Origin of the sequence: Maribacter halichondriae, from assembly GCF_027474825.1 — a bacterium.
In the GTDB taxonomy this organism is placed as follows: Bacteria; Bacteroidota; Bacteroidia; order Flavobacteriales; family Flavobacteriaceae; genus Meishania; species Meishania halichondriae.
Window position 1 is genome coordinate 435,444 of sequence record NZ_CP107030.1, and the last position, 11,474, is coordinate 446,917.

Genomic DNA, 11,474 nt, shown 5'->3' on the forward strand with positions numbered 1-11,474 from the left:
AAAAGATTTTTATTACTGAGAAATTACACATTTTTTCGATGAAAGAACCCAAAATTTAACATATTGATTCTTATTTTTAATTCACACACTTGCTTTTATCGAAAGAAAAGCTGTACAAAAATTCGCTATTTTTCAATAACAATAGATTTAAAAATATTCCCATAAATACTCTGAATTTGAAGATAATAGACACCAGAAGAAAGATGACCTAGATTTAATTCCTCATTTGAGGCATGATTGGCATCAAGTTTAAGGCCAAAGACATTTTGCCCAAGTGAGTTGTAAACATTACAATTAAGCTCGACATCCATAAGACTACTCAAATTCAAATAAAGCAATCCCGAACTTGGATTGGGATAAACCAATACTTTATCTAGTTCAACAAATGCATCAAGATCTTCCTCTAAAGTATCATTTGAATTAATAAGTTTTTCGTTAAGGATATTTTTACCCGTGCCACCTATTGACCCCTTGCTCACCACAAGGTCCCCGTAGCGCGCCGAGCCCGCCGAGGAGACCCCGAAGTTCGGGTAGATCCAGATGTCCAGTGTCGACAGCCCAGAGGGGACCGTCACCGTCTGCGAGTGCGTAGACCAGCCCGTGCCGTAGGCGTGGTCCACCAGAAAGGTGTTCGGACGGTTGTCCCGCGCCACCTGGAAGCGCGCGGCGCCACCCGTGCCGCTCCCCGCAAGGCTGAAGTAGAGCTCGTCGCCCGCCGAGATCCCGTTGGCCGCTAGGTCGATCGCGATGCGGTACTTCGCCCAGGGCTCCCCGCCATCGCCGTTGGTCAGCTCCAATTGGCAGCCAGGGCCGGCGCCCGTGCCCTCCAGCATCACCGCCGAGTCCAGGCCCGAGGCCAGGACGCCCTCCGGCAGGGGCAGCGAGGCGTCACCGTTGACCAGGTAGTCAGGGCAGCTGCCGGGCTCGCCCGTCACCGTGATCCTGACCGTACCGCTGTCGGTCTGGCCGTCGGAATCGGTCACCGTCAGCACAGCGTCGAAGGTGCCCACGGAGGTATACTCGTGGTCCGGGTCCGCCACGTTGGAGACAGGGCTGCCGTCTCCGAAGTCCCAGCTATGGGACAGTCCCGGCTGGTCGTCCGTGGAACCGCTGCCGGTGAAGCCCACCGTCAGCGGTGCCGCGCCGTTGGTCGGGGATGCCAGGACCACGGCCGTCGGGCCGTCGCCAGGGCAGACCCCTTGCTCACCACAAGGTCCCCGTAGCGCGCCGAGCCCGCCGAGGAGACCCCGAAGTTCGGGTAGATCCAGATGTCCAGTGTCGACAGCCCAGAGGGGACCGTCACCGTCTGCGAGTGCGTAGACCAGCCCGTGCCGTAGGCGTGGTCCACCAGAAAGGTGTTCGGACGGTTGTCCCGCGCCACCTGGAAGCGCGCGGCGCCACCCGTGCCGCTCCCCGCAAGGCTGAAGTAGAGCTCGTCGCCCGCCGAGATCCCGTTGGCCGCTAGGTCGATCGCGATGCGGTACTTCGCCCAGGGCTCCCCGCCATCGCCGTTGGTCAGCTCCAATTGGCAGCCAGGGCCGGCGCCCGTGCCCTCCAGCATCACCGCCGAGTCCAGGCCCGAGGCCAGGACGCCCTCCGGCAGGGGCAGCGAGGCGTCACCGTTGACCAGGTAGTCAGGGCAGCTGCCAGGCTCGCCCGTCACCGTGATCCTGACCGTACCGCTGTCGGTCTGGCCGTCGGAATCGGTCACCGTCAGCACAGCGTCGAAGGTGCCCACGGAGGTATACTCGTGGTCCGGGTCCGCCACGTTGGAGACAGGGCTGCCGTCTCCGAAGTCCCAGCTATGGGACAGTCCCGGCTGGTCGTCCGTGGAACCGCTGCCGGTGAAGCCCACCGTCAGCGGTGCCGCGCCGTTGGTCGGGGATGCCAGGACCACGGCCGTCGGGCCGTCGCCAGGGGCAGACCCCTTGCTCACCACAAGGTCCCCGTAGCGCGCCGAGCCCGCCGAGGAGACCCCGAAGTTCGGGTAGATCCAGATGTCCAGTGTCGACAGCCCAGAGGGGACCGTCACCGTCTGCGAGTGCGTAGACCAGCCCGTGCCGTAGGCGTGGTCCACCAGAAAGGTGTTCGGACGGTTGTCCCGCGCCACCTGGAAGCGCGCGGCGCCACCCGTGCCGCTCCCCGCAAGGCTGAAGTAGAGCTCGTCGCCCGCCGAGATCCCGTTGGCCGCTAGGTCGATCGCGATGCGGTACTTCGCCCAGGGCTCCCCGCCATCGCCGTTGGTCAGCTCCAATTGGCAGCCAGGGCCGGCGCCCGTGCCCTCCAGCATCACCGCCGAGTCCAGGCCCGAGGCCAGGACGCCCTCCGGCAGGGGCAGCGAGGCGTCACCGTTGACCAGGTAGTCAGGGCAGCTGCCAGGCTCGCCCGTCACCGTGATCCTGACCGTACCGCTGTCGGTCTGGCCGTCGGAATCGGTCACCGTCAGCACAGCGTCGAAGGTGCCCACGGAGGTATACTCGTGGTCCGGGTCCGCCACGTTGGAGACAGGGCTGCCGTCTCCGAAGTCCCAGCTATGGGACAGTCCCGGCTGGTCGTCCGTGGAACCGCTGCCGGTGAAGCCCACCGTCAGCGGTGCCGCGCCGTTGGTCGGGGATGCCAGGACCACGGCCGTCGGGCCGTCGCCAGGGGCAGACCCCTTGCTCACCACAAGGTCCCCGTAGCGCGCCGAGCCCGCCGAGGAGACCCCGAAGTTCGGGTAGATCCAGATGTCCAGTGTCGACAGCCCAGAGGGGACCGTCACCGTCTGCGAGTGCGTAGACCAGCCCGTGCCGTAGGCGTGGTCCACCAGAAAGGTGTTCGGACGGTTGTCCCGCGCCACCTGGAAGCGCGCGGCGCCACCCGTGCCGCTCCCCGCAAGGCTGAAGTAGAGCTCGTCGCCCGCCGAGATCCCGTTGGCCGCTAGGTCGATCGCGATGCGGTACTTCGCCCAGGGCTCCCCGCCATCGCCGTTGGTCAGCTCCAATTGGCAGCCAGGGCCGGCGCCCGTGCCCTCCAGCATCACCGCCGAGTCCAGGCCCGAGGCCAGGACGCCCTCCGGCAGGGGCAGCGAGGCGTCACCGTTGACCAGGTAGTCAGGGCAGCTGCCAGGCTCGCCGGAATCAACGTTTAAATTAATTATGACCGAACAACCTTCTGAAGAAGTCAATACATAGACTCCATTTTGGTTGGACGACACATTCGTTAAAATATAATCCCCTGAAATATCGTTCACTACACTGCCGCTTGGCAGCGAAACATCAAATTCCAAAATATTGTTCTCGGCATCTTGGTTAGGTAAAATACTGAGTCTTACCGTATCTCCGAGTTCTGCTGAAATGGATATATCCTCTCCTTCAAGGGCATTTAAATACGGACCATCATTAATTCTCCATTCTGCCGATACTTGAGAGTTTCCGGGCTCACACCCTCCTATTACTACATTATACGTCACCACTGTCGGGCATCCCCCTGCGGTGGTGAGGGTGAGCTGGTTGTTGGCCCCTATGTCGGTGGCCGGGTCTATCAGGTAGCCGTTGGCCTGGGTGAAGTCGGTCCCGGATTCGAAGGTGGGGCTGTCGTTGTCGTTCTGTGCCGTGGTGACGTAGTAGGTGCCCGTGGCCACGGCCCTGATGTATACCTGCGAGGAGGAGGGCGCGTTTATCACGTTGCCGTCCGTCCACGGCCCGCTGGTACCGATGCGGTACTGCGCCGTGATGGTGCCCGGCGGGCATGCCGGTACGCCCTGTGCGACGCCCGCGTCGTAGAGGGCCTTTATCTCCTGTGCCCCCAGGGCGTTGTTGTATACCTTGAGCTCGTCGATCTTGCCCGATATCTCGTCGGTGACCCCGCTCTGGTTGTAGTTGTTGTTGATCAGCACGTTGTTGGTGGCCGGGTCGCGGGTCTCGTAGAAGCCCGAGGACGCGAAGGAGGAGAAGTTCGGCGTGGTGGCGTCGAAGATGATATCGCCGCTCACGGCCTGCGTACAGACCTCGACCCCGTTGGCGAAGAGCCTGGCGGTGGTACCGTCGTAGGTGGCCGCGATGTGCACCCACTGCCCCGCGGGCGAATAGCCCGAATAGCAGTCCCCGCCCCCCGCTGTGGTGGCGAACTCCCATTTGTAGAGGTTGTTGTGGAAGCCGAAGAACATGGCCGGGTAGTCGTGGGTGAGTATGCCCACGTTGTTGGCGATGTCGTCGCGGTCGACCCATGCCATCACGGTGATGGACTGTGCCGTGGCCGCGAGCGAGGCGGAGTAGGGCACGTCAACGATGGTGTTGCTCTGGAAGGTCTCCCCGTCCATCTGGGCCGCACCCCCGAAGAGGCCGGTGGACCAGTTGTCGGTACTGGGGGCCTTGGTGGCCCCGTTGTCCGTTACGTCGAAGATGGTGCCGTCGTTGTTGTTGCCCGAGGCGTCGGCCGCCACGGACCCCGAGGTCTCGTCGAACTTCAGGTGCATCACCAGGTTCGGGTCGCCGGTGAGCGGCACGGCGTTGCCGACCCTGATGGTATGGGCCACGCTGGGCACGCCTGCGGCGTTAAGGCCGAAGAGCATGTAATAGCCCGGGGGCAACAGGTTCCTGCCCGGTATGGCCAGGCTGTGCGAGGTGCCGCCCGTGGTGGCCAACGGGATCCTGCGCTGTTCGTTGTTGGTGCTGTGGGTGGCGGCCGAGAAGCGGATCAGGCTGAACTCGGTGACCGCCGTGTTCGTGGTGACACTGATGTTGGTGTCGTAATCGGCCGTCGCCGGGGCGTTGGTGATGGACGGCCTTGTGGCCAGTTGCCCGCCCGCGGTGAAAAGGTACGGCGGGCTGTAGACCTCGGCGTCGAAATGGTTGGTACAGTCCTCGTAGCCGGGCAGGCCGATACCGTCGCACAGGCCCCCGCCGCCCACGAAGACGCGGCCGTCGGTCATCAGTATGCCCACGCTGTGGTAGGTCCTGGGGGTGGCCATGGCCGCCAAGGTCTCCCAGGTGTTGGAAACCGGGTCGTAGAGCTCGGCCGGGAGCGCCGCCCCCGTGTCGGAGAAGACCTCCGCATGGTCGAGCCCGCCCGTGACCAGTACCTTGCCGTCGGGCAGTACCGTGCTGTTGTGCATCGTGCGCACGTACTGCATGTTGGGCGTCGCGGTCACCGTTACGTTATTGGGATTGTTGATGTCTATCACGAAGGACTTCTCGTTGGCCGGGATGCCGTTGTTGAACTCGGTACCGTAGGAGGTCGCGCCCCCTACCTTGAGGATCTTGCCCGTATCGAACATCACCGTGGTGCCCTTCATCGAGAAGGTGTCGTTGCCACGAGTGCCGGCACTGGTCACCGTACCGCTGCCCGAGACGTCGATCCAGTTCATCGAGGCACTGGGCCCCGCATGGAAGATCCGCCCGTCGGGCGCCGCCCAGAGCCACAGGTGGTTGTCCACCCGGTAGAGCCCCTGTTGCTCGCCGTTGAGGTCGGCCGTGGTAAAGATGTCCGAGCCCTGGATGCCGGGCTTGTTGATCCAGCCCGTCTCGGCCGACCACAGCTCGCCGTCCTTGCCGCCGTTGGTCGCCGCCGTGTTGCTGCCGCTCCAAGAGCCGCCAAGGGTGAAGACCGAGCCGTCGGCCAGGGTCACGTTGCCCTGGTAGCCCCGGTTGATGTTCATGTCGTCGGCACGGCTCCATACCCCCGTGGCCGGGTCGTAGATGCTCGTGCGCTCGCTGCTCACACCGCCAGCCGAGAGGATCCGCCCGTCCGCAAGGTTGTTGATCCCGGGGCAGAACATGTCGTGGTCCGTCTGGGTGGTGGTCATCGTCTCGGTGGTGCCCGTGGAGGGATCGAATATCTGGGTATAGGTCATCCCGTTGCCCGTCTCCACGAAGGTGTCCGGGTACTGAGAGGACCACGTGATCAAACGCCCGTCGGGAAGGTTCGCAACCGCCACCGGGACCAGGTTGAAGCCTATCGGGGCGCTCCACTGCCCGTCCTGGGAGGGAGTCTGGGAGAAAGATAAGTTACAAAATAATAAGAGTATTGTTAAAAGTACATATCGCGGTAAAAAGTGCAAGTTTCCCATTGTATTTGATATTTCTTATAAATTAAAGATTCGGGAGAACTTTACGGCCCTCTAAATTAGGACTATTGACCTTCTAAATCACAATGAAAGAGTATTGATCGATTAACTTTTAGAAATATCGATTAAGTGTAACAAATCTTTTTTTTTGTTCTCAAACTGTAACATTTGGTAAATTGGCTCATCTCTAATACAAACCATCCACCTTTTGAGCCACGAAAGAGAAGATATTGACACATTATTGCAATGGTGCCTTGAAGGAAAGCAAACAGCACAAATGCAAGTTTACAATCGCTATTATAAGGCCATGTACAATACAGCTTTGCGAATCGTAAAAAATAGTGCCGAGGCCGAGGATGTTATGCAAGAATCGTTTCTAAACGCGTTTACCAAATTGCATACTTTCAAAGGCGAAGTAACCTTCGGGGCATGGTTAAAGAGAATTGTGATAAACAACAGTATCTATCATTACCGAAAGCAACAAAAGAACAAGGAAGTAGCCCTAGATGATGTATTGTACAAGGTCGAAGATAATGACGGAATTGCTTCGGATCATGTGTTCACCGAACTGAAGGCTCAAAAGGTGATGGAGACCATGAACCGGTTAAAAGATAATTACAGAGTTTCTTTGACCTTACATCTAGTTGAAGGTTATGATTATGAAGAAATCAGTACGATTATGAATATCAGTTATGCCAACTGCCGGACGACCATTTCAAGGGCCAAAGAAAGTTTACGAAAAAAATTAACAAACGTATAAATCATGCAAGAAGAAAAACTTGAAGATTTTTTCAAAAGGGCAAAAAATGATTTTGATTATCACGAGCCTTTAATAGGGCATCAAGAGCGTTTTTTAGCTAAGTTGGAAAGACAACATAGTGTCATAATACTTGATGATAAGAAAAAATCATGGTGGAAGCCACTGTCAATTGCTGCTTCAGTAGCGATTCTGCTATCAATTGGCATTGGATTTTACTCATCCCAAGACGCAACGGACAACAATCAAGTAGCAGAAATGTCCTCCGAGGTTTCCAATACACAATTTTACTTTGCCAGTCTTATTGAGGAGCAGGTTAAACAGTTGGAAAGCGAGAGCATTCCCGAAACCAAAAAAATGGTTGATGATACCATGGTCCAACTGAAAAAACTTGAAGCCGACTACACCATTTTGGAAAAAGATCTTGCCAATGGGGGAAACAGTAAAATGATCTTAAGTGCAATGATTACCAATTTTCAAACAAGAATTGACCTCTTGAACGACGTTCTCGAACAAATCGAAACTATTAAAAATCTAAAAGAATATAATGATGAAAACTTTACTATTTAAATACTCCACGATTCTTCTTTTAGTCTTCCCAGTGATGCTTATGGCACATGAGGGCAAGATGGGAGGCAAACACACCAAGGAGAAAACCATTAAAAAAGAGTTCGATGTGAACTCAGACGCCCTATTAAAAGTAAATAACAGTTATGGCAATCTAAATATTACTTCTTGGAACGAAAATCGGGTAATGATCGAGGTCCATATCAAAACCAACGGGAATAATTTGGAAAAGGTGCAACGTAAACTCGACGAAATTACAGTCGATTTTGAAAATACCATGAGTATGGTATCCGCTAAGACGATTTTCAATAAAGACCGAAATGGTTGGGGATGGAACAGGAATAACAATGTCAATATGCAGATTAACTACACCATAAAACTTCCTGTTAAAAACAGTGTGAACCTTAATAACGACTACGGTAATATCATACTTGACAGAATCGACGGTCATGCCAAAATCAATTGTGATTATGGCCGGTTGGAAATCGGTGAGCTACATGGTCGTAATAATCAGCTTAACTTTGATTATACCTCAAATTCAAGTATCGGGTATATCAACAGCGGCGAAATCAAAGCAGATTATTCCGGATTTAAAATTGAAAAAGCTGGAAATCTTACTATCAAAGCCGACTATACGAACTCAACTGTCGAGTATATGGAAAACCTTGAATACTCTTGTGACTATGGAAAAATTGAAATCGGAGAGGCCAATAATATTCAAGGAAACGGCGATTATATTACCGTAAAATTAGGTACCGTTCATGGCAACTTGGATGTTGAAGCCGACTATGGTTCCATCCGGATTGAGAAGATGGCGGAAGACGCAGGCAATTTGAGAATCGATTCTGATTATACGGGCGTGAAAATAGGGTATGACCCGCAATATCATTTTGATTTTGAAATACGCACTTCGTACGCAGGTGTTAGTGGTAAAGATGATTTCGAAATAAATATTAGTACCGAAAAGTCAAGTAACAAATATTATAAGGGGTATCACGGAAAGTCAAATAGTGGTAATACCGTCTCAATAAACAGTGAATATGGAGGAATAAGTTTCTCGAAAAATTAAATAAATCAATCTTAAAAACACAAATCATGAAAAAAATCGCAATCTTGAGTTTAGTAGTATTATTTACCGCTTCGTGTACTGCACAATGGGGCAAAAGAGTAAAAGGAAATGGCGATATGGTCACCATAGAGCGTTCGGTCGGAGATTACGACGGTATCGGGGTTTCGGGTTGGTTCGATGTCAAACTGGTCAGTGGCAATGAAGGCGAATTAACGTTAAAAGGTGAGGAGAACATCTTGGAACATATTATTACGGAAGTAAAAAACGGAAAACTTTCAATAAAAGTTGAAAAAGGATATAATTTGCAACCCTCATCTTGGAAAGAAGGGGTGCTTATTACCGTACCGGTAGAACAAATCAATTCCGTGGCACTATCCGGATCTGGGGACATTGTTGGAAAAACTACGATGAAAGCTAACGATTTTAAGACCTCAATGTCAGGTTCTGGCGATATTACTTTGGATTTGGATGTTGATTCCATATCAGCCTCCATGTCAGGATCTGGTGATATTACCTTGAGCGGCAATGCCAAGGATTTTGACGCAACGATCTCAGGAAGTGGGGACATAAAAGCCTACGACCTTTCGGCAGACAATGTAGACGCAACCGTTTCAGGTTCTGCGGATATTAAGGTAACAGCTAAAAAAATGTTGAAGGCCAGAGTATCCGGTTCAGGGGATATCAGCTATAGAGGTAACCCGGAAAAAGTAGATACAAAAACCTCCGGGTCAGGAGACATTTCAAAAGGATAGGAAAACATCACAATTAAAAAACGAAAGTCAATTTTCAGAAGCCTCTTTATACAAAGGGGCTTTTTTTCGTGGTACTCGTAGTAGCAACAGAATTCCGACTAGAAAGAACAAAAACAAAAAGAGAATGGCATAGCGCATCGTACTAATTTGATCTACGATGGCAAAAAGAACCATGCCTATTACAATGCCTATCTTTTCAGCCACATCATAAAAACTAAAATAAGAGGTAGTGTCTTCTGTTTCGGGTAGAAATTTTGAATATGTAGAGCGCGCCAAAGCTTGAATTCCTCCCATTACCAAACCCACCAAGCCCGCAGCAACATAAAACTGCATTGGAGTAATCATAAAATAAGCGTAGAAACAAAGGCACAGCCAAATCGCGTTTACGGTAATCAACGTACTGATGTTCCCGAATTTTTCAGAAGCCCTTGATGTAACGATAGCGCCGAAAACAGCCACTAATTGAATAACCAAAATACTAATGATCAGTCCTGATGTTTTCTCGGAATCAGTGGCCCAAGCGATTTCTTTCTCCCCGAAATACACGGCCATCAACATAATGGTCTGCACTGCCATACTAAAGACGAAAAAAGCGCCTAAATATCTTTTCAACCTTAGATTTTGTTTCAATTGCCGCCATACCAATTGTAGCTCCCTAAAACCATTTAACAATACATTTCTAGTCACCCTGTGGCCATTGGAAATCCCCTTCGGGAGTACATAAAACGTATATTGACTGAAAAGAATCCACCATACACCAACCGTGATGAACGAAACTTTCATGGCCTTCAATTTGGCGAGGTTGTTTTGTTCTTCCGTACTTCCGATGTCAAAACCGAACCACTCGGGCTTCATGACCATCGCCAAATTTAGCAGCAGCAAAAGAACACTACCGATATAGCCCAACGAAAAACCCCTTGCACTTATGCGATCTTGTTGGTCTTCAAACGCAATATCGGGGAGGTAGGAATTGTAGAAAACCAAACTTCCCCAATAACCTATCAAACCCATAAAATAAAACAATAGGCTTAGGTGGATATGTTCTAAACTGAACCAATATAGCCCTATGCATCCCGTTCCTCCCAAATAGCAGAAGAATTTCATGAAATTCTTCTTATTTCCAATATAGTCCGCAATACCAGATAAGATCGGGGATAATACCGCCACCATTAAAAAAGTAAAGGCCGTAATTATGGATATCAATACCGTTTGTTTCATTTCAAAGCCAAATGCCGAAACAAGTTCGTCAGGGGAAGAAAAAAGTGCTGAATAATAAATAGGAAATATAGAAGAGGCAATGGTCAAAGTGTATACCGAATTGGCCCAATCATAGAAAGCCCATGCATTCAATAATTTTTTGCTCCCCTTGGTGGCTAACGTCTTGACCATATTTAAAATAAAAAACCGCTCCAAATGGAACGGCTTCTAATATACGATTATTGACTTAAATACCTATTGGAATTTGGTAACTCCAAATTTAGCCGCCTCTTGTTTTGCCAAAGGTGCCCATGCAGTTAAATTGGAAATTCTAGTGTCGTTCGATGGGTGGGTGCTCAAAAATTCTGGTGGAGCCTGTCCCCCACTTTTGGACTTCATACGTTTCCACAGTTCGGCCGCCTCATCAGGATTGTACCCAGCTATGGCCATAATCTGCAACCCGATACGGTCCGCCTCAGTTTCATGGCCTCTGCTAAAAGGCAACATCAGACCAACTGTCGAACCAAGTCCATACGCCTGATTGAACATATTTCTTTTTTCTGGATCCTGGATCGCTACATTTCCGGCGACAGCCCCGATTTGCTGTAACGTACCGGCACTCATTCGTTGTGCGCCATGATCTGCCAATGCGTGGGCGACTTCATGACCCATAACGACCGCAACACCCGTTTCGGTCTGTGTAATTGGAAGTATGCCCGTATAGAAAACAATTTTACCTCCTGGCATACACCAAGCGTTGACCGTTTCATCTTTAACAAGGTTATATTCCCACTTATAGTCCTTGAGATACCCTGGATATCCATTGGCTACCAACCATCGTTCAGCGGCGGAAGAAATACGCTGTCCGACCTTGGTAATCATCTTGGCCTCAGCCGTATTTTCAACGACCGCGTTTTCGGTCAAAAATTGATCATATTGTGCGAATGCCATCGGAAAGATTTGGCTATTCGGATAAAAATTCAAAACTTTCTTGCCGGTAAAGGGGTTAACCTTGCATGCCATTACAGTCAAAAAGACCGCTGTTATTAATACAATTTTTTTCATTTTAATATAGTGTTTAGTGTC

8 protein-coding genes are annotated in these 11,474 nt (G+C 51.6%); 4 read left to right on the forward strand and 4 right to left on the reverse strand.

The window, feature by feature from the left end:
- Positions 1 to 125: 125 nt before the first annotated feature.
- A complete protein-coding gene (locus N8A86_RS01995; RefSeq protein WP_273567546.1) occupies positions 126 to 1,169 on the reverse strand; it encodes a T9SS type A sorting domain-containing protein in 1,044 nt (347 codons plus the stop codon).
- Positions 1,130 to 5,917: a PKD domain-containing protein gene (locus tag N8A86_RS02000; protein ID WP_273567547.1), complete on the reverse strand. Its 4,788-nt coding sequence runs from the start codon at positions 5,915 to 5,917 to the stop codon at positions 1,130 to 1,132. The genes N8A86_RS01995 and N8A86_RS02000 overlap by 40 nt, the downstream gene beginning before the upstream one ends.
- 337 nt (positions 5,918 to 6,254) lie before the next feature.
- Here N8A86_RS02000 and N8A86_RS02005 point away from each other — a divergent pair, with 337 nt between their 5' ends.
- From N8A86_RS02005 to N8A86_RS02020, 4 genes are read left to right on the forward strand one after another with little or no spacing between them, the layout of a single operon-like run.
- On the forward strand, positions 6,255 to 6,806 hold the full coding sequence (locus tag N8A86_RS02005) for an RNA polymerase sigma factor (RefSeq protein ID WP_273567548.1): 552 nt from the start codon (positions 6,255 to 6,257) through the stop codon (positions 6,804 to 6,806).
- A gap of 3 nt (positions 6,807 to 6,809) precedes the next feature.
- A complete protein-coding gene (locus tag N8A86_RS02010; protein ID WP_273567549.1) occupies positions 6,810 to 7,373 on the forward strand; it encodes a hypothetical protein in 564 nt (187 codons plus the stop codon).
- Positions 7,354 to 8,439: a DUF4097 family beta strand repeat-containing protein gene (locus N8A86_RS02015; RefSeq protein ID WP_273569005.1), complete on the forward strand. Its 1,086-nt coding sequence runs from the start codon at positions 7,354 to 7,356 to the stop codon at positions 8,437 to 8,439. Before N8A86_RS02010 ends, N8A86_RS02015 begins: the two co-directional genes overlap by 20 nt.
- Before the next feature lie 26 nt (positions 8,440 to 8,465).
- Positions 8,466 to 9,191 carry a head GIN domain-containing protein gene (locus N8A86_RS02020; RefSeq protein WP_273567550.1) on the forward strand — a complete coding sequence of 242 codons (726 nt, stop codon included), beginning with the start codon at positions 8,466 to 8,468 and terminating at the stop codon, positions 9,189 to 9,191.
- 27 nt (positions 9,192 to 9,218) lie between these two features.
- Here the strand turns inward: N8A86_RS02020 and N8A86_RS02025 are convergent, their stop codons facing one another.
- Positions 9,219 to 10,580 (reverse strand): MFS transporter, encoded by a 1,362-nt coding sequence (locus tag N8A86_RS02025; protein WP_273567551.1) that lies wholly within the window; start codon positions 10,578 to 10,580, stop codon positions 9,219 to 9,221.
- Between the two features lie 63 nt (positions 10,581 to 10,643).
- Positions 10,644 to 11,453 carry a M48 family metallopeptidase gene (locus N8A86_RS02030; protein ID WP_273567552.1) on the reverse strand — a complete coding sequence of 270 codons (810 nt, stop codon included), beginning with the start codon at positions 11,451 to 11,453 and terminating at the stop codon, positions 10,644 to 10,646.
- Positions 11,454 to 11,474 lie beyond the last annotated feature (21 nt).

Bases quoted from the DNA above. Each gene is read 5' to 3' on its own strand.
- N8A86_RS02025 (WP_273567551.1), bottom strand. From the start codon at position 10,580: ATGGTCAAGACGTTAGCCACCAAGGGGAGCAAAAAATTATTGAATGCA.
- N8A86_RS02030 (WP_273567552.1), bottom strand. From the start codon at position 11,453: ATGAAAAAAATTGTATTAATAACAGCGGTCTTTTTGACTGTAATGGCA.
- N8A86_RS02010 (WP_273567549.1), top strand. From the start codon at position 6,810: ATGCAAGAAGAAAAACTTGAAGATTTTTTCAAAAGGGCAAAAAATGAT.
- N8A86_RS02015 (WP_273569005.1), top strand. From the start codon at position 7,354: ATGAAAACTTTACTATTTAAATACTCCACGATTCTTCTTTTAGTCTTC.
- N8A86_RS02020 (WP_273567550.1), top strand. From the start codon at position 8,466: ATGAAAAAAATCGCAATCTTGAGTTTAGTAGTATTATTTACCGCTTCG.